This is a genomic window from Hirschia baltica ATCC 49814, assembly GCF_000023785.1.
Lineage (GTDB): Bacteria > Pseudomonadota > Alphaproteobacteria > Caulobacterales > Hyphomonadaceae > Hirschia > Hirschia baltica.
This window is the reverse complement of sequence record NC_012982.1, coordinates 72,607-91,805: the sequence shown is the minus strand read 5'-3', so window position 1 is coordinate 91,805 and position 19,199 is coordinate 72,607. Positions and strand designations below refer to the sequence as shown.

Annotated in this window: 19 protein-coding genes; 11 read left to right on the top strand and 8 right to left on the bottom strand. The window is 46.5% G+C overall.

From position 1 onward, the window contains the following. Positions 1 to 134 precede the first annotated feature (134 nt). Both acnA and HBAL_RS00460 read left to right on the top strand, forming a co-directional pair. The gene (acnA, locus tag HBAL_RS00465) at positions 135 to 2,813 is read left to right on the top strand and encodes an aconitate hydratase AcnA (protein WP_012777952.1); all 2,679 of its coding nucleotides are present in this window, start codon (positions 135 to 137) and stop codon (positions 2,811 to 2,813) included. A gap of 152 nt (positions 2,814 to 2,965) precedes the next feature. Then, positions 2,966 to 3,721, top strand: coding sequence for a DUF1223 domain-containing protein (locus HBAL_RS00460; protein ID WP_012777951.1), 756 nt, complete (start codon positions 2,966 to 2,968; stop codon positions 3,719 to 3,721). Between the two features lies 1 nt (position 3,722). On the opposite strand, the gene HBAL_RS00455 is transcribed toward HBAL_RS00460, so the two are convergent. From HBAL_RS00455 to HBAL_RS00435, 5 genes are all read right to left on the bottom strand, one after another. Beyond that, the gene (locus tag HBAL_RS00455) at positions 3,723 to 4,739 is read right to left on the bottom strand and encodes a DUF4340 domain-containing protein (RefSeq protein ID WP_012777950.1); all 1,017 of its coding nucleotides are present in this window, start codon (positions 4,737 to 4,739) and stop codon (positions 3,723 to 3,725) included. Continuing rightward, entirely contained in the window at positions 4,739 to 6,625 is a 1,887-nt protein-coding gene (locus HBAL_RS00450) for a Gldg family protein (RefSeq protein ID WP_012777949.1), read from the bottom strand. The genes HBAL_RS00455 and HBAL_RS00450 overlap by 1 nt, the downstream gene beginning before the upstream one ends. 3 nt (positions 6,626 to 6,628) lie before the next feature. Beyond that, positions 6,629 to 7,435 carry an ABC transporter permease subunit gene (locus HBAL_RS00445; protein ID WP_012777948.1) on the bottom strand — a complete coding sequence of 269 codons (807 nt, stop codon included), beginning with the start codon at positions 7,433 to 7,435 and terminating at the stop codon, positions 6,629 to 6,631. Then, complete coding sequence (locus HBAL_RS00440) at positions 7,432 to 8,199, bottom strand: ABC transporter ATP-binding protein (protein ID WP_233356784.1); 768 nt, start codon at positions 8,197 to 8,199, stop codon at positions 7,432 to 7,434. The genes HBAL_RS00445 and HBAL_RS00440 overlap by 4 nt, the downstream gene beginning before the upstream one ends. A 511-nt stretch (positions 8,200 to 8,710) precedes the next feature. Then, the gene (locus HBAL_RS00435; RefSeq protein ID WP_012777946.1) at positions 8,711 to 9,445 is read right to left on the bottom strand and encodes a Bax inhibitor-1/YccA family protein; all 735 of its coding nucleotides are present in this window, start codon (positions 9,443 to 9,445) and stop codon (positions 8,711 to 8,713) included. Between the two features lie 201 nt (positions 9,446 to 9,646). Here HBAL_RS00435 and thpR point away from each other — a divergent pair, with 201 nt between their 5' ends. The 9 genes from thpR (at position 9,647) to HBAL_RS00390 (ending at position 16,634) form a co-directional block, all read left to right on the top strand. Further along, positions 9,647 to 10,186: an RNA 2',3'-cyclic phosphodiesterase gene (thpR, locus tag HBAL_RS00430; protein WP_012777945.1), complete on the top strand. Its 540-nt coding sequence runs from the start codon at positions 9,647 to 9,649 to the stop codon at positions 10,184 to 10,186. A 126-nt stretch (positions 10,187 to 10,312) separates the two neighbouring features. Continuing rightward, on the top strand, positions 10,313 to 10,858 hold the full coding sequence (locus HBAL_RS00425) for an invasion associated locus B family protein (RefSeq protein WP_012777944.1): 546 nt from the start codon (positions 10,313 to 10,315) through the stop codon (positions 10,856 to 10,858). Between the two features lie 60 nt (positions 10,859 to 10,918). Continuing rightward, the gene (locus tag HBAL_RS00420; RefSeq protein WP_012777943.1) at positions 10,919 to 11,419 is read left to right on the top strand and encodes a hypothetical protein; all 501 of its coding nucleotides are present in this window, start codon (positions 10,919 to 10,921) and stop codon (positions 11,417 to 11,419) included. Between the two features lie 85 nt (positions 11,420 to 11,504). Further along, positions 11,505 to 12,677, top strand: a complete 1,173-nt coding sequence (rlmN, locus tag HBAL_RS00415) for a 23S rRNA (adenine(2503)-C(2))-methyltransferase RlmN (protein ID WP_012777942.1) — start codon at positions 11,505 to 11,507, stop codon at positions 12,675 to 12,677. A gap of 608 nt (positions 12,678 to 13,285) precedes the next feature. After that, the gene (locus tag HBAL_RS00410; protein WP_049763113.1) at positions 13,286 to 13,705 is read left to right on the top strand and encodes a hypothetical protein; all 420 of its coding nucleotides are present in this window, start codon (positions 13,286 to 13,288) and stop codon (positions 13,703 to 13,705) included. A 189-nt stretch (positions 13,706 to 13,894) separates the two neighbouring features. Next, complete coding sequence (locus HBAL_RS00405) at positions 13,895 to 14,326, top strand: DUF350 domain-containing protein (protein WP_012777940.1); 432 nt, start codon at positions 13,895 to 13,897, stop codon at positions 14,324 to 14,326. Positions 14,327 to 14,361: 35 nt separating this feature from the next. Beyond that, the gene (locus HBAL_RS00400; RefSeq protein WP_012777939.1) at positions 14,362 to 15,198 is read left to right on the top strand and encodes a S1 family peptidase; all 837 of its coding nucleotides are present in this window, start codon (positions 14,362 to 14,364) and stop codon (positions 15,196 to 15,198) included. A gap of 12 nt (positions 15,199 to 15,210) precedes the next feature. Continuing rightward, positions 15,211 to 16,104, top strand: a complete 894-nt coding sequence (gene pyrF / locus HBAL_RS00395) for an orotidine-5'-phosphate decarboxylase (protein ID WP_012777938.1) — start codon at positions 15,211 to 15,213, stop codon at positions 16,102 to 16,104. 26 nt (positions 16,105 to 16,130) lie between these two features. Beyond that, entirely contained in the window at positions 16,131 to 16,634 is a 504-nt protein-coding gene (locus HBAL_RS00390) for a paraquat-inducible protein A (RefSeq protein WP_012777937.1), read from the top strand. Positions 16,635 to 16,644: 10 nt separating this feature from the next. On the opposite strand, the gene HBAL_RS00385 is transcribed toward HBAL_RS00390, so the two are convergent. The 3 genes from HBAL_RS00385 to tsaD form a co-directional block, all read right to left on the bottom strand. Next, positions 16,645 to 16,938 carry a YciI family protein gene (locus tag HBAL_RS00385; RefSeq protein ID WP_012777936.1) on the bottom strand — a complete coding sequence of 98 codons (294 nt, stop codon included), beginning with the start codon at positions 16,936 to 16,938 and terminating at the stop codon, positions 16,645 to 16,647. Positions 16,939 to 16,953: 15 nt separating this feature from the next. Next, entirely contained in the window at positions 16,954 to 17,946 is a 993-nt protein-coding gene (locus tag HBAL_RS00380; RefSeq protein ID WP_012777935.1) for an NAD(P)H-dependent glycerol-3-phosphate dehydrogenase, read from the bottom strand. Positions 17,947 to 18,064: 118 nt separating this feature from the next. Continuing rightward, positions 18,065 to 19,183: a tRNA (adenosine(37)-N6)-threonylcarbamoyltransferase complex transferase subunit TsaD gene (tsaD, locus tag HBAL_RS00375; RefSeq protein WP_041301297.1), complete on the bottom strand. Its 1,119-nt coding sequence runs from the start codon at positions 19,181 to 19,183 to the stop codon at positions 18,065 to 18,067. Between the last annotated feature and the right edge of the window lie 16 nt (positions 19,184 to 19,199).

Here is a 19,199-nt window from a genome sequence, read left to right as displayed (position 1 = left end):
CCATTCCTATAAAGTCACAGCTTCACGAATTGCGATAATCTGTTTGCTAGGCTAACAAAAACATACACTATACGGACGGGGGTTAAAAATCACCCGCGACCCTTTCACCTCATTGTCTGGAAGGATTACTATAAATGCCATCACTAGATAGCTTTAAATCTCGCCGCGAACTTGATGTAAACGGCAAAAAATATGTTTATTATAGTTTACCTGCTGCCTCCGAGAACGGCCTTGGAGACGTATCAAAACTTCCTGTTTCTCTAAAAGTATTGTTGGAAAACCTACTTCGTAACGAAGATGGGACAACTGTTAAAGCAGAAGACATCAAAGCCTTTGCTGCTTGGTTAGACGATAAAGGTTCTGCAAACCACGAAATTGCATACCGACCCGCGCGCGTGTTGATGCAAGATTTCACTGGTGTACCGGCAGTTGTTGATCTTGCTGCTATGCGTGACGCCGCCAAAATGCTTGGCTCAGAAGCCACTGCGATCAACCCTCAAGTTCCTGTTGATCTTGTAATCGATCACTCAGTTATGGTTGACTATTTTAGTACACCAGAAGCTTTTGATCAAAACGTTGCCCGCGAATATGAACGCAATAAAGAGCGTTATGAATTCCTCAAATGGGGTCAGTTTGCATTTGAAAACTTCCGCGCCGTGCCCCCCGGCACTGGTATTTGTCATCAGGTAAACCTTGAATACCTCGCCAAATCCGTATGGACGAAGAACGAAGATGGCGTAGATATAGCTTACCCTGATACATGTGTTGGTACAGATTCCCACACCACAATGGTAAATGCACTCTCTGTGCTTGGTTGGGGTGTTGGTGGTATCGAAGCTGAGGCAGCCATGCTTGGCCAGCCCGTTTCTATGCTCATTCCTGAAGTCATTGGATTTAAACTTTCCGGTTCACTTCCAGAAGGCACAACAGCCACAGATCTTGTGTTAACAGTGGTTGAAATGCTTCGCGCCAAAGGCGTTGTCGGTAAGTTTGTTGAATTCTTTGGGCCAGGCCTCTCCAATTTGTCATTGGAAGATGAAGCAACAATTGCAAACATGGCTCCAGAATATGGTGCCACATGTGGTTTCTTCCCAGTCGATGCTGAAACACTAACATACCTAGACACCACCGGCCGCGAACATGACCAAATCGCACTTGTAGAAGCTTACACAAAAGCGCAAGGCATGTTCCGCACGGACCTTGAACCGAGCTTCACAGACACACTTGAACTTGATATCTCGACAGTGCGTCCGTCTATTTCTGGGCCGAAACGTCCACAAGACCGCATAGCGCTTGATGAAGCTGCAGACTCATTTGCGATCACTCTTGGAAAAGAGTTTGGCGAAGTTGATGCAGATGCTCAAAAACGGGCTAAGGTTGAAGGCGAAGAATACTCAATCGGTCATGGTGATGTTGTGATTGCTGCGATCACATCTTGTACGAACACCTCCAACCCATCAGTTCTTGTTGCTGCTGGATTAGTTGCACGCAAAGCAATTGAAAGAGGCTTACAAGTTCAGCCTTGGGTCAAACCTTCTCTTGCACCTGGGTCACAAGTTGTCACCGATTACCTGAAAAAAGCCGACCTCCAAAAAGACCTTGATGCCCTCGGCTTCAACCTTGTTGGCTATGGTTGTACCACTTGTATCGGAAATTCAGGGCCATTGCCGAAGAAAATCTCTGACGCGATCCAATCTAAAAACCTTGTGGCAACATCCGTCCTATCGGGAAACCGTAACTTTGAGGGGCGCATCAATCCAGATGTACGTGCAAACTACCTAGCATCTCCGCCTTTGGTTGTCGCTTATGCATTGGCTGGTTCCATGAATGTGGACATCACCAGAGACCCGATCGGATATGACGACGATAATGAGCCGGTCTATCTAAAAGACATCTGGCCAAGCTCAAAAGAAATCGCAGAAACAGTCCGCTCTTGTGTGACCGCGCAAATGTTTGAAAAGCGTTATGGCGACGTGTTCAAAGGAGATGAGCACTGGCAGGCTGTTGAAGTCTCTGGGAGCGACACATATAGCTGGCCGGAATCCACTTACGTTGCAAACCCTCCCTATTTTGAGGGCATGACAATGACACCTGAAGCTCCAGGTGATGTTATAAATGCTCGCATTATGGGACTATTTGGTGGCTCAATCACCACGGACCACATATCTCCAGCAGGTAATATCAAAGCCGATAGTCCAGCTGGGCGCTACCTTGCAGAAAAAGGTGTCCCCGTCACAGAGTTTAACTCTTATGGCGCGCGCCGTGGTAATCACGATGTGATGATGCGTGGGACATTTGCCAATATTCGTATCAAAAACCAGATGCTACCGGGCACTGAAGGCGGTGTGACAAAGCACTTCCCATCCGGCGAGCAGATGGATATTTACGACGCTTGTATGAGATACAAAGAAGAAAACGTTCCACTGGTTGTCTTTGCGGGTGAACTTTACGGAACAGGATCTTCGCGTGACTGGGCAGCAAAAGGGACGCTCCTTCTTGGTGTGCGTGCTGTATGTGCTTCATCGTTTGAGCGTATTCACCGCTCCAACCTGATCGGTATGGGTGTACTCCCACTGCAAATGCCAGAAGGCCAAGGTTGGGCTGATCTTGGTATGACAGGCGATGAAATCGTAACAATTGAAAACGTAGCCAACATCACGCCACGTGGAAATATTGCGGTAAACATTAAATTTGCTGACGGAACCGAGAAAACAGTCGAAGCACTAATCCGCATAGATACTGAAAACGAGCTAGAATACTTCCGTAATGGCGGTATCCTTCATTATGTTCTTAGAAACTTGGCAGAGACCTAATAATATATCGCACTTGCGTAAATATTAAATATAGTTTTAAAGCCTCTTCTAACGTTGGAAGGGGCTTTTTTACTAAACATAGAGTAGCTTTCACCATTCACTCACATAGTCTTGATTAGCGTGTGCGGAAACTTTGTTGTATATAATGGATCATGAAAATACTTTCCCTTCTTCCCATCTCCTTTTTGAGTTCGTTTTTATTGCTATCTGCCCCTAGCTATGCGCAAAATCTCAGCGCCCCAGCAGCGCAAAATAAAAACCCAACTCATTCCACACCTTTGCAGCCATTTGTTGAATTATACACCAGTCAAGCATGTCCAAGATGCCCCAAAGCCAATGAACAATTTGCCGAATTCGCTGGTACAAATGACGTCATAGCTGTGACTTTCCCTGTTGGTATTTGGGACTTTATGGGGTGGAAAGATTCATTCGCTAAAAAAGCTTTTTCAAACCGTCATGAAGCGATGAATGTTCAACTTGGCAGACGCGGACCTTACACACCTCAAACGATTTTTAACGGCACAAAGCATTGTTCTGCTGTAAAAGAAAAGAACATGGAACGCCGACTTGATGAAGTTGCAAACACGCCTAATCCAATGTCCATTCAATATAATGGCAACCAATTAAGCGTAGCAGGAAACAAATCCGAGTTGGAAATATGGGTCGTCGATTTTATACCGGGAAAAACCTATGCAACCCCAACTTCGGGTCAAAATTCCAATAAAACTATGGTCTATCATAACCGCGTCACCGATCTTGTTTCAGCAGGGACATTACCCGCCAATGGCGGCAAGTTGAATGCACACTGTATTGAAAGCTGCGCGATAATTTTCCAACACCCCAATCATGGTGAAGTATTGGGTGCCATAACATATCCAGATAATTCAGGTTTTGAAAACAACACCTAAGCTAAGGCGCGACCGCGATATCTTCTATCGGGGTCGTCATAATATTGAAATCCATACGTGAAATTTCAAAAGCCCAACCAGCGACTTTGCTTTCTATCTCATCTAATTGAGCAATCGTTTCATCTCTTTCAACCTGAAGAGACTCAGAGAAAACAACCCAGTATTTATTGTTTCCTTTGAAAAGCTCAGCTTCGATAACCAGCCCTAAATGGGTGATAGTGCGATGAACCGCAACCAATTCTCCTTCCATCATCTCACGCGGCACAGCATCAAGTGGCGAAAACCGTGACAAAGCCAATGCAGGTGGATTTGGTGCAAAGTCAGAAATCAACAATGCTTCTTCAAATGGTTTATCGAGTTCAAATCGCCCCGGTGCATCAAATCGAACACGCAACGCATATCCAGTACCGTCTGGAAACTCTATTTCAGCCTTAGCGATATCTTCTGGACCAATTTGCAAAACATCTAGATCCAACCAACGAGCAGGGTTTTGCAATGGCGGAAAAACACTCGCCGCGACAGCCCAAGTCTGATCTTCTTGAGGTTTACGAATATAAGCAGATCCGTTTTTAAAACCGACCACCATATCTACTAATAAATTGCCATCAATGTCAGAAACTTGCATCAATGCGCCTGTGCCGTCTTTAAATGGATCTCCCAAACCAAGGCGATCAAACTTTTTAGGGTCAACTGTCATCTGACGACTAAAAGTCATAGATGCTAAAGCTTCAGATAGGTCAGCAATGGATTCAATGCGGATGGGATAGCGGCCACGTTCTTCCAAATACCATTCCTGCCCTTCCCGTTTTAAATGATACTCGCCATCTTGTGTCGTCACCTTTATTTCTTCAGCAGCGGTGACATCTGCTTCAAATTTAGGAAGCACAACTTCGCCAATCTTATCGTGCTGCTTAGAATTACCAAAATTAACGCCTGAAATAATCCCCAGAGCAATTGCTGTAAGCGCAGCCAACCCCGTACCTGCCAGCAAATGAGTGCGTTTTTTTGCATTTGCCATTAGCGACTTCTTCCCTTGCTACGGTTTCGCCATCCAACCACGAGGAAACCGATCAAAATGATAGCAGCTGGCGGCAGCCAGACATTGAACAGCACCAATCTACCTGACAGCAAATCAATGTCTGCTCTAAATTCACGTTCCACTTCTCGTAAGCGCTGACGAATTTCGATAGCCTCGCCTCTAAATCGCGTTAATTCTTCAGCTTCAGCCTGATCTACCTCATCAAAATCACCACTATGAGAAAGCAATCCGCCTCCGGCACCCGCAGCGCGCAACTCATTCAAACGCGCTTCTGTTTGCTTTAAACGAAGCTGTAGAATTTCCTGCTCCTCATACAAGCGTTCCCGCGCTTCATCCCGCATTTTATTTACACGTGTCATCGGGCGCGCAGATGGTGCACGTGATCGAAGATTGACGAGCGCATCAGAACCAGAAAGATTATCCAGAGCATTCATGACAAACACCGCATTATCGGCAACCGGCGCGCCGCCATTGGGGCTCACATAAAAAGTGTCATCGAAAATATCCGTGTCAGAAATAAGAATAATATCAACAGATTGGACAGATTTTTCTAAATGTTGATGTTGGGTTTCAGGATCATTTACCAATGCCGCCAGCACAGGATCTTTAGGTATCACCAAAGGCGGGATATCATCGGTAAAGCGACTGGTTAATTCGCCCGTCAACCGACCAATAAGCGGCTGAGAGACACCTAAGGCAGCATAATTATTGAGAAGCTCTCTTGGCGTAACTTCCTTGCCCGCAATCTGCGTACCAATCATCATCGCCTCAGGCGTTGTCCATACCAATGGAACAAAGTCCGCCCCAGGTTCAGGCGTCACACTGAGAGCACCTGCCGCACCAAAATTAATAGCCCTCGTCAAATCAGCTGTAATAGGATCATCACCCGACATTTGGACACGTGGCGGCGCAATGAATAGTGGCTGTACTTCAACAAATCGTCGACCATCTTCGATCCGCTCAACCGGCAATCCAAGCTGTTTATCAATAACGACCTCGTCAATTGGCGCTAACCCTAGCATTCCTTCTACGCGCCCCAATGAAGACGACACTTGCGCCCGTCTGCCACGTGCAGCTACCGAAGCTTTTGAAGTGGGGTCCAGTGCTATAATAGCGCGTCCAATGCGCAATATGCCCTGCTCGATCAAATATTGCTGACGCGGTGATAATTTGGGAGGATGCACGATCATCAATGCATCAAGATCATTGGGCAATGCCACAAAATCGGGTGCAATCTGCACAATCTCAAAACTGCGCGCCAATTCTCGCAATACATAATAATCAGATTGCGATTGGCCAGTTCCTGCCATGTCGATAAGGCTTGTCAAAATACCAATACGTGGCGGCGCAGGATCATCAAGCTGGGAAATAAGTTTCACCAAATCATATTCCAGCAAAGCTTCGCGCTCCGGCGCAAGATATGGAATGACAATTTGATCATCCACAGAATTTCGGCCAACGATTGCCAGATAAAGCGGATCGCCTGATTCAGTCGGTGTTGATTGTACACCTGCATCAATAATGCGCTCTTCTTCATCAGAAAAAGCTTCTGGATCTATCTCTTTGATAATCACATCGCCGCCAGAGCGCGCAGATATCTCAGCAAGCAATTCACGCACACGCGCACCATACGCTCGAATAGCCGGATAATCAGCTGCGAGACGTCTTGAATACACAAATTGAAGCTCAACAGGTTCCGCCAGTGAAGAAGCAACTTTTTTTGCAGCGTCAGAGAGTGTGTATAAATCATTTTCCGTCATATCGGCGCGTATGCCAGACAACCAGTTTTGCGAGGCAATGTTTAACCCGCCAAATATGACGACGGCGAATGCGCTCAAGGCAATAGTAAACTGCTTCGTGTTCATGTCTTATCCAGCCCTCCGGCTTGATATCCAAAGCGTGTTTAATGTGAGCCAAAGGACAATGAATCCGGCATAGAAAAACAAAGCCCTAATTTCCAATACGCCGCGTTGGGCCGCCTCAAAATGCGTCAGAAATGAAAAGCTTCTCGCACCTTCAGCCACACCAGCACCCAACAAATCCGATAGGCCAGACGCAACAAGTGGCAATCCCATAACAGTAAATATGAAGCCGATCGTCACTGCCAACACAAAAGCAACTACCTGATTACCCGCCAAAGCCGATAATGCAGAGCTTAATGCAACATATCCACCCGCCATCATGAAGCTCATCAAATAGGCCAACAAGATCGCAGTATTATCGGGAGATCCAAGATAATTGACAGAAATCCACATAGGAAACGTCAAAACCAAAGCCACACCGGCAACTGTCCAAGCTGCTAAAAATTTACCAACCGTCAGCGCCCAAACAGGCGCAGGCAATGTCAGCAATAATTCCAATGTTCCAGACCGAATTTCCTCAGCCCACAACCTCATTGTGACTGCTGGTAGAAAGACCAAATAAAGCCATGGATGGAAAAAGAAAAATGGTGCTAAATCGGCTCTATTGGTATCAAAAAACCGACCAATTTCAAATGTAAAAGCGCCCAGTGACAATAGAAAAACAGCAATAAATACATAGGCCAAAGGCGTGAAGAAATAAGCTCGTAATTCTCGCGCAAACACAGATGTTATCGCCGCAATGGCAGCGCGGCGACGTGAGCCTGAACTCATGCGCGAATGTATATCAGATGATGTGGAGGATAGATCATTCATGAGCGAACACTCTCCTCATGTGTGAGAAGCGTAAAAGCATCTTCCAAATTATGCGCAACCGAATTTTCAACAAGCCCGGCAGGCGTATCATCCGCAACGATCTTTCCCGCATCAATGACAAGCGCGCGCGAACACATAGCTTGAACCTCATCAAGCTGGTGTGTTGAAATCAAAATAGCTTTGTCCTTCGACATACGCGCAATCAAGGACCGCACAGCCCGTTTCTGATTCGGATCAAGACCATCCGTTGGTTCATCCAACACCAATACTGGCGGATCATGAATAATCGCACCAGCCAAACCAACTCGGCGTTTATACCCTTTAGATAGTGTATCAATCGAGCGATCTATCACGCTTTCAATACGCGCATCATTAATCACACGGTCTAGCGCCCAGCGTGTTTGAGATGCAGATAAGCCATGCGTACCCGCCAGAAACTGCAAAAATCCGCGTGCTGTTAAGTCGCCATAAAGCGGCGCGCCTTCAGCCAGATAACCCAAAGCAATTTGCGCGTTTTCACGTTCATTACAAATTGATGCGCCCGCGATAAATGCATCACCGCTATCGGGTTCCAAATAACCAGATATCATCCGCATCGTCGTTGATTTTCCTGCACCATTGGGACCAAGAAAGGCAACCACCTCTCCTTGTTGTACGGTAAAGGAAACGCCTCTCACTGCGTGCTTTTTGCTCGCGCCCACGCCATAAGCTTTTGCCAGACGATCAATCTTCAACAAGTTCAAAAGATAGTCTCCGATCTTCACGCTCAACCATAATCGAGTCTCTAGACTATAGACTGATAACCTGCGTCGCGCATTAAGCAAAGAAGTCACTGCATTTCAATTTTTTATATATATCACACTCGCAGGACTCAATGGTGTGACATTAGCGTAAACAACTCAAATTTTGTGGGAAAGTGTCAGACAAACTTGGAACGATTGGCCACGGGGGGCTGGGGGGCTGTTGGGTCCGAAGCCGTTTACTTCTCAGCTTGTCTGACATGGTTAATGTGGGGTGAATCACCTGATTTGAAAAGGGGGAGAGTGTAAAAAATCGAGTAAAAAATTGTTTATTAGGTTAAATCATCTTCATGGTTATTAACGCAGCTTTGATCCGATACTGTATTTACGACGAAGTGAACGAAGATCATCTTTACGACAACCTTACCCCCAATCGGGGACAAAACTGATTCGACGCTCAAACAAAAAGCCAGTTCCAATAAAAAAGCCCCTATCTTGCGATAAGGGCTTTCTCAAATTCGTTAGGCTTAAAGACTTAATCGTCGCCGCCGCCCATCAATGCCAGAATAAACTGGAACAAGTTGATGAAGTTCAAATACAGGCTCAATGCACCATAGTTTGTCGCAACTGCCATAGAGCGCGAATCTCCACCTAGCGCGTAATATGTGTGCTTCAAGCGCTGTGTGTCATATGCTGTTAGACCTGAAAATATTAGCACACCACCAACAGAGATAATGAAGCTCATCATAGATGACTGCATGAACATGTTGACGATAGAAGCGATAATAATACCGATCAGACCCATGATCAGGAATGTACCAAAGCCTGAAAGATCTTTCTTCGTTGTGTATCCAAACAAGCTAAGACCACCAAAAGCTGTCGCTGTTACGAAAAACGCTTTAGCAACAGTGGTGAAACCATCAGGAATGCCAGCATAACGGTAAACCAACGCACCCATGCCCATACCAAGAAGTGCAACAACAGACCAGTAAACGACTGCTGTTCCTGTTGGAGATGGATTTTTCATCATGAAAGATGAACCAAACAGAATAGCCAGAGGCCCAAAAGCCACGACATAATATAATGGTGTGCCTAATACGACAGCTGTTACAGCCGGCACTGTTCCAACGACCATTGCCAAAACAGCAGAAATAACAAGGCCGAGTGCCATTTTGTTGTATATGCCCAGCATGAAGCTTCGTAGGCCCGCATCAACGGACATATCAGCTGCGCCAGCACCTGCATTTTGTGAATATGGAAAGTTCGACATTAAACACCTTTTGTCTATGTTGAAGAGGCTATAGATAAGCAATTAAAGACTAATATAGGATAGAATGTGGCGTTTTTCCAGACAAATCCACAATTATCACGCAAAATTGCGTTCCTCACTTTAAATTATATTTGAAACTCATCTTACACCTGCTAGAAACTTAAGATTAGTTAAGCAAAGCGAACGTTTTTAAATAAAAACATGTCATATAGATTATTTGCCGCTCTCCCTATTCCCGACCATATATCCGAGATGCTCAAATCCATGCAAAATGGGTTGGATGGCGCAAAATGGCGACACAAAGAAAATTTTCATCTCACATTGAATTTTTATGGAAATGTCGAAGATCACACCGCCCATGATTTAGATGCAGCACTCGCGACGATTAACTTACCTCCCATAACACTGCGCCTAAAAGATGTTGGCCAATTTGGTGGATTTGATCCGCACACGCTTTGGGCTGGCGTAGAAGCCAATGAACACATTCTAAAACTCGCCAGCAAGTGCAAACGGCCCACAAGAGAGCTCAAACTCCATACGGATAAACACACCTATATCCCGCATGTTACACTGGCTTACCTAAAAAATATCCCTCCGCACATCGTCAGCGAATATCTGCAACGTCATGCCATGTTTGAAACGCCAGAATTCACAATCGACAGGTTTGCACTCTATTCATCACGCCCGGGAAAGCATCAAAGTCTGTATGAAGAAGAAGCATCCTACCCATTGCTTGAGTGAATATGACGACTCGAAATGACGTCACTGAAAAATGTCACGTGTTTTCTGATTCTGCCTCAATTATTTCATGGTTAATCTTCATAAACTGGGTTAGTTGTCCATCAACAAGCAAGGGGTTCACTGAACATGAACAGGTATTTTACAGATCAATCAGCAATGAAGTGTTTTGCATCATCAATGCGGTATTTTCTGTGTTTCTGTATCCTTTCGATTTCAGCTTCCACTGCCGCAAATGCACAAGTCAAAGCGATAGGCAGCTTTAAAGACTGGCAAGTCTTCACCCAAGAAGTTGACGGAGATCTCGTTTGCTTTGCCGCCACAGCCGCTTCAGATAAAGCCCCACAAGATGTCGTGCATGGTGATGTCCATTTTTTCGTTGCAAACTGGAAATCTGGTGCCGGTAAATCTCAACCCAGTTTAAAAGTCGGCTATGAATTGCGCGATGATTTACCACCGGAAGTCGTCATTGGTCGCGAACGCTGGCGCATGTACACTGCCGGAAACGAAGGTTTTCTTGAAGACAAAAACGAAAACAGTGTTGTACGCTCCTTAAAAAGAGGAACCACCCTCCGCGTCGAAGCCGTATCAGCACGAGATACCCGAACCGCATATCATTTTTCACTCAGCGGATCATCTGCCGCGATTGATCGCGCCGAAGCGGCCTGTAGATAGTGCTTGGAAAGCTTTACCCCCTCGAGCTATTGTATATGATGGAATAAATCGGGAGTTCTCATGGCCCTTTCTCATGCCATCACATTTATATCTTGGCTCATTTTTATCATAGCTGGGCTAAGTTTTTGTGATCTGCACGGCGTGCTCCCACCCTTGCCAAAACTCATACAAACTTTGCTAAACCAATGGCAATTATATCTACATGAACCACTGTCAGGATTTGTGGGCCCTAAAATTTTTGGCTTAATAGACCTAATGATTGCCGGAGGCATGGTTGTCTATTCTCTATTTCGGCAAAAGTCGCGTTTAAACCGTATCCACAAAGACTTGGCCATTGCGTTAAGCCAACAGCCTGAAGCCGCTGCTTCTTTGGGAATGTCTTTTAATGCCTCTGACACCAAGGCCGTTTACAAATTAATTGAACGTGTAAAAACAGATAATATTCAAGCAGATCCGCCTCATCTTCCAAGATCTAATTGGCTATTCACCTCGCAAAGCATGGCGATGGTTGCTGTGTTATTCTTCACATCGATCTGGGTCTTTGTTAACCAGCTACTCTAATCAAAATTTGATCCATCAAATCCCAAAATAACACCGTTTCAATATCAGACGTGACGCGGAAGACTTTTCACGGTATAAGCACGCCATGTCCACAGAACTTGATCTATCTCGCCGTCCAGCAAAACCTGCTGAGACAGGCCCCGTAAACCTTTCCGGCCTTTCGCTTGTAAAGCTGCGCGAACGCATGGAAGAAATTGGCATTGATAAGAAAAAAGCCAAAATGCGGGCGAACCAAGTCTCTCACTGGATGCACAATTTCGGCGTCACAGATTTTGACGATATGACCAATATCGCGAAAGACATGCGCGCCAAACTGGTCGAAAATCACATTATCGCCCGCCCCGACATCACAGAACACAAAGTCTCAGTTGATGGCACACAAAAATGGTTGTCGCGCTTTGGGCCTGGAATTGAAGCAGAAAGTGTATTCATTCCAGACGTCGCGCGTTCTGGCGCTTTATGTGTCTCCTCACAAGTTGGCTGTACACTCAGCTGCACTTTCTGCCACACAGGCACTCAAAAAATGGTGCGCAATTTAACCGCGCAAGAAATCGTCGCTCAGGTTTTGGTCGCGCGAGACACTTTAGGCGAATGGCCAACACCAAGCGAAAATCGTAAGCTCACAAATATCGTATTTATGGGCATGGGTGAGCCACTTTATAATCTCGATAATGTGGTTGAAGCTATCGATACAATATCCGATTGCGAAGGCATTTCCATTGGTCGCCGCCGCATCACAGTTTCCACAGCCGGTGTTGCCCCTAAAATCCCAGAATTAGGTGCGCGTACAAATGCGATGCTGGCGATTTCACTTCACGCTACAAATGATGACCTGCGTGACGAAATTGTGCCGATCAACAAAAAATATAATCTTGAATGCCTGTTTGATGCGATCCGGTCTTATCCAGACCTTGGAAATTCAAAACGCGTCACATTTGAATATGTCATGCTTAAAGATGTGAATGATAGCCTTGCCGAAGCAGTCGACCTGATCAAGCTTCTCAAAGGTCTACCTGCCAAAATCAACCTTATACCATTCAACCCATGGCCGGGCTCACCTTATGAGTGTTCCGATTGGGATAAAATCGAGACATTCGCCGAAGTGCTTAATCGTGCTGGTCTGTCAGCGCCTATTCGGACGCCGCGTGGCCGCGATATTTTTGCAGCATGTGGCCAATTGCGCTCAGAAAGCATCAAAGAACGCGCAAGTGACCGTCTAAAAGCAAAAATAGCTCAAAATTCAACAGCTGCCGAATAAAACCAGCATATACAATCGGACGAATAATCAAGTATTTTTGGCAGAGGCCAAAGGTTTAAACAGCCATATGTAGGCTCGCCTCACATACTGCTCAAAATGATACCTAAAATGCAAAAACGGCGGATGCTTTCATGAAGAAAACTTCCGCCGTTATCACAATCTACTCATACTCTACTGCAAGCTTTATAGCTTAAAAATGGTTTACAGAACATGAATAAACGCCCTGATTTCGCTAATAAACATTAATTTTTGTGGAAAAAAGAACCATTTTTTCAGCGTCACGCCGCCCAAAGCATAGCGCGGAGGAGTCGATCCATTAAAAACCCAAGATATCGAATCACCTTAAGTTTTAATATCGAATCCCCCGCAGTCGCCGCCATGCGAAACTCTTAGCTGACAAATATCCGATCAGCTTTTCAAAATACAAATAACAGCTTCTGATTTACAATTTATACAAAGTTCGTGAAATTTCGGACCTCTGCTGTAAACCTTTCTTTTTCCTTAACACAGGTTAAGCATGTTTTTGCAGATCACGGGACAGACAAGAGGTGACGTCTCTTTCAGATTTGTGTACCTCTAGCGTCGAGTTTTCAAAAGGTTACAAAGACATGGATAGTCTAGCTAATATATTTGCTGCTTCTGCTGCTGCCTTTGCTGGGGGTGCCGCTGCATCTGGTTGGACTGTCGCTGTTATCTTCGCGAACATCGCTTTTGACGGCCTTGATTATAACCGCGCCGATAGAATGCTACGCCGAACACTCCTTGTCTCATCTAATTTTCAAGCCATCCTGCTGGGCTGCGCATCAGTCTTTGCCCTGCTTTCCGGTTCAATTGTCGCATTTATAACCTGTCTGATAACGGCCTTAGGTTTTTTATCAAATGTATGGACACTCGCGCCGCGCAAAGGACCGCGCGTCACAGGCATGCGTGAAAACAGAAAAGGTAAACGCATGGTCGCAGTTGCCTTGACGATCATACAAACCTGTTTCGCCGCAGCAGGGGCTGTATTGGCAGCCTTTGGTATTTAATACATTTCTTCTAACGCCAAATCAACAGTTAACATAAAAAACCCAGTTATATTTGTTGACATAACCTTGACCAAACAGCCAAGCGCCGTTTCATTGTCCGCTGTAAAATACACGCGTCTTTTTAATATTGCGAAGACGTATTCATCAAATGTGGCTTTGGCTCACAACGAATAAGAATATGAGGGTATTATGAAAGCTGCTGTAGAATCTTTTGTTTCGGGTTTTCCAGATTTCTTGATCTACACGGGTACAGCTGGCCTTCTTCTTCTTCTGGCTTGTACATTTTATATTCTTCTAACCCCTCAAAAAGAAATGGCGCTGCTTCGCTCAGGCAACGCTTCAGCAGGACTAGCATTAGCCGGTGTTATTGTTGGTCTCGCTATTCCAATAGCCTCTTGTTTGGCCTCATCTGTATCATTGGCAGATTTGATTATCTGGGGCATCGTGTCTCTATTAATACAAATTCTGGCTTTTCGGTTTGTGGATCTTATTCTACGAGACCTACCCAAACGTATCGAAAATGATGAAGCCGGTGCTGCCATTCTTTTGATTGCTGTGAAAATAGCTTCCGCTTTGATTATATCATCTGCACTATGGGACCCAAATGTCGCTCGGTTGTAGACTTGTTAGACCGTAACTCGCGAGAAACCTGCTAAATGCGTATTCCAGATTGGATCGTTTTATTTGCCGTTTTAGGTATTGTTCTGTGGGCATTGTTTTCAGGTGCACGCGATAGCGCAGACGCACCAGAAGCACCTCCCACTGAAATTTTCAGCGAATCCGGCAAAGCACTCCCACTAGCCAATGCCTTTGATGAAGAAATCCTCGTCCAAATTGGTGAGGCTGCAGATGGTATCGGCACCGCTTTTTCTATAGATCAAAAAGGCCTATGGATGACGGCGCGTCACGTCGTTGATAGCTGTGAGAATGTCGGGCTTTTATATGGTGGTGGCCGCGTTATGCCAGTCACCGAAGTTTCAACGTCTGAAGATTCCGATATCGCAATTCTCAAAACATTGCGTGCCCCTCGCAGCCTCGCCATTGATGCATCCGAAAACCTACGTCTCAACCAAGCAGGCTTTCATGTGGGCTATCCTCAAGGTGAACCCGGAGAAGTCTCTTCTCGCTTATTGGCGCGTTCTCGCTTAATCACCCGTGGTCGCTACCGCAATGAAGAGCCCGTACTAACATGGGCTGAAATGGGCCGCACGCGCGGTTTAAAAGGCACGCTTGCAGGCATTAGTGGCGGACCCGTTTTCGATGTCGATGGACGCATTGTCGGGGTGACAGTCGCTGAAAGCCCGCGTCGGGGCCGTATCTACACAACAGCACCAGAATCTTTGGCAATTGCCTTAAACGCAAATGAAGTCACTTCATCAAGTACAACAGGTATGAAATTTGGCACCGGCACTTATGGTCAAGAAGCTGACCGTCTTCGCAGAGAATTATCCGTCGTCAAAGTCATCTGCCACGCGCCCTCTACGCAAAAATAGCTCAGGAATACAATGACCTCTCCTACTCCCTTCGCAGACCGTTTGATGAAGGCCACGCTAGAGCTTGGTCCTTTGTGTGTTGGTGTTGACCCTCATTTTGGTAAAATCCCCGCTTTATTCGGCACGAACGGCGCAGAAGCTGTCGCCAATTGGGGTGAGGCTGTTATCGCGCGCTGTGAAGGCAAAGTCTCCATGGTCAAACCCCAAGCTGGCTTATTTGAACGTTGGGGTTCTAAAGGTGTTGCCGCTTTAGAGCGCGTGTGTGTCGCAGCTCAAAAAGCTAATTTGCTCGTGATGATGGACGCCAAACGCGGCGATATCGGCTCAACTGCTGTTGGATATGCTGAAGCTTATCTTGGCGCTGATGCCTGCGCTCCCTCTGATGCGATCACCGTTAATCCCTATATGGGGTTGGATACACTCGAACCCTTCGTCGAAGTTGCCATTCGTGAAGGCAAAGGCATTGCCGTGCTTGCCCGTACCTCAAATCCGGGATCAGCAGATTTTCAAGCCAAGGATTTAGAAGGCGCTCCCCTCTTTATGCGTGTTGCACAAGCGCTAAATCCTTTGGCACAGCGCTTACAAGGCAAAGAGACAAAATGGTCGGGCCTTATGCTTGTTGCCGGTGCCACAGGCCCAGAAGAAGCTCGCCTTCTGCGTGAAGCTGCACCCATTTGTCCGTTTCTTGTTCCTGGTTATGGCGCACAAGGTGCAGGCGCAGCCCAAGCTGTGGCTGGCTTTGTCTCTGGCCCTCAAGGCCTTGAAGGCGGTGTCGTCAATGCGTCTAGATCCATCACATTCCCAGAAGCTGCACAAAATGCATCAACTGCAAAAGAATGGGACATGGCTGTAGATGCTGCAATACAAGCAGCCCAAACTGATTTAAAAACAGCTGTCCAAAGCTAATTCCAGATCACAAGGGGGTGCTGGATATGAACACCCTTCGAAGCATTCTTGCTGCGACTTTCGTGCTCGCAGCTTGGCCATTATTAGCGGCCGGCTATTTGCTGCCGCTCGTAAAGCTCACCAAGCTTAAATTCTTCACTGAAACACCCTCCCTACTTTCAGTGATTGCAGGGCTCTCGATTGAAAAAGATTATTTTCTTGCAAGTGTGTTCGTCATTTTCACACTCTTCTTTCCAATCTCAAAACTCGCACTTCTCACAAGTTTAGTCTTCTCTCCCAAACGCCAATATTCTTCCACAACCAAATGGCTTGCGCGTCTTGGCAAATGGTCAATGCTGGATGTTATGGTTTTGGCAATTGGTGTCTATGCCGCTCACAGATCAGGATTTGCAGCCGCCGCGAGTCAGCCCGGCGCATGGTGCTTTACTGCCAGCATTTTGCTATCGGCTCTCGCAGCAGAATTTATACCAACACACATAAAAAAAGCGGCAGATTCCCAAACAGATACTGCCGCTCCCTCAATAGATTGATTACATCATCTTATTCGGGTGGGTTGATAACCCATTTATAAGCGCGCACATCAGATGAACAAAACAAACCTGCTTTGGCATATGGATCGTCAGCTGCAATTTGGTGGGCTGCATCAATATCATCAGCTTCAATCACAACAAGAGACCCTGCAACTGTTTCCCCATCATGCGCCATAACCGGCCCTGCTAGTTTAACTACATCCCCTAACCGGCGTAGATATTCTAAATGCGCCGGACGTGTTTCTGCGCGAATGGTTGGGCCATCTGGGCGGCGGTCCATCGCGTAAATTGAAAAATAAGCCATAGAAACTATCCCCTTCTAATCTTCAGCTTTAAATGGGCGCTTCAACAGAGCCTCAATACCTTGAGAAAGCGTTATACGCTCCGCAACAATCTCCGCAACTGTTTCACAAATTGGCATTTCAACATTTAGATTTTTTGCCAATTGCGCGATTGCCGGTGCCGTCGCCACACCCTCTGTGACTGCCGTACGAGACCCAAGCACCTCCGCAACCGTTTGCCCCTGTCCCAATGCAAAACCAAAGCTCATATTACGAGATTGAGCTGAAGAACATGTCAGCACCAAATCACCAAGACCGCACAAGCCTTTAAGCGTTTCCGCATTTCCGCCCATAGCCACGCCAAGGCGTGTTAATTCAGCAAAACCTCTGGAAATAAGCGCAGCATGGGCAGATCGACCAAGGCCTTTACCCTCGACAATCCCACATGCGATGGCTAGCACGTTTTTAACTGCGCCACCTGCTTCTGCACCCAATATGTCATCGGAATAATAAGGTCTAAATTCTGGACGCCCAATTGCAGACATCCATCTCTCGCCCTCTTCTTGATTTGACGAAGCCAAAGTCACAGCTGTTGGCAAACCAAGTGCCACATCAATGGCAAAAGACGGACCTGACAACACAGAAGCAATTGCCCCCGGAATGCTCTCTTCCAAAACATCCGTCATCATTTTAAGAGACTTTGTCTCAAACCCTTTTGAACACAACATCACCGAAACACCCGGTTTTGCTGTCTTAGCGAGTAACTCCAAACTTCCCCGCATAAATTGCGCAGGTGTCACCGCCATCACAGCATCACAATTGGAAATCTCGGCCATGTCCGAAGTGGCGTGAATACCCACAACATCTGCATCAGGTAGATATTTAGGATTTTTCTGAGTTGTGTTGATCGCTTCAACCACATCGTCTTCACGTGCCCATAAGACAACATCGCGGCCAGCGCGCTGCGCATTAATCGCCAGAGCCGTTCCCCAAGCGCCCGCACCGATAACGCCGATAGTTTGAAAACTCACAAAACCTCCTCTTCACACCGCTTGGCGATGTTATACGACTCAATCGTCTTTATTATCTCGATTTTTAATGACCTTAAGCATGGAAACAAGCTAAAAACACCTCAGCTGTTCACATTCTTCATGCCTTCGCCCCCCTGCGGCCTCCGCCATAAGCAGGTTTTTGACTCGCCGCATCGCTATCTAAAGGCCAGCGCGCTCGCGCACTCACATCCAGATCATCAAACGCTTCACGCTCAAATTTCTCTAGGCCAACAAGCGCGATCATTGCTGCATTATCAGTGCACCATTTCATCGGCGGCACGGCAAAATTAAATCCCGCATCCTCAGCCACGCTTTCCAATCGCGCGCGTATTGTCTTATTAGCTGCAACGCCGCCAGCAATTACAAACTGTAGATTTGACGCATCAACGCGTTCCTTAAACAGACTCATAGCTTGCGATGTGCGCTTGGAAAGAATGTCCGCCACAGCAAGCTGAAAACTCGCGCTTATATCCGCTTTTCGCGTATCAGATAGCGGCTCTAACTCAATCGCGCGACGTACAGCTGTTTTAAGACCAGCAAAAGACATATCAAGCGTGTCTTTACGATTGAGCAAAGGACGCGGAAGCTCCACCGCATTCTCATTTCCATCTTTCGCCCAGCGCTCAACCGCTGGCCCGCCCGGAAATCCAAGCCCCATAAGTTTAGCGGTTTTATCAAACGCTTCACCGGGTGCATCATCAATCGTTGATCCAAGGCGCTCATACTCACCTAAATTTTTGACCATCAAAAACTGACAATGCCCACCCGAAACCAAAAGCAATAGATATGGAAAAATGATCTGTCCGGTTAAACGCGGTGACAAAGCGTGACCTTCAAGGTGATTAACCGCCATAAAAGGAATATCATGCGCAAGTGATATTCCTTTGCCCGTCATTAGGCCCACAAGCACACCGCCAATAAGTCCCGGTCCCGAAGTGGTGGCAACGCCGCCAATATCTTTCCAGCCAATGTTCGCTTCCGACATCACTTCTTTGACCAGACCATCCATGCGCTCAACATGGGCACGCGCTGCAATTTCTGGAACGACTCCGCCAAAAGCTGCATGCTTGTCATCTTGGCTTGCGATGCGTTCTGATAAAACTTCAACGCTCCCATCGCTATGGCGGCGCACCAAAGCAGCGGCGGTTTCGTCGCAGCTTGATTCAAGCCCCAATATTATAGAAGGTTTAGAAGATGTTTGTTTATCTTGCGTCATGATGGGCGCGCTTGTA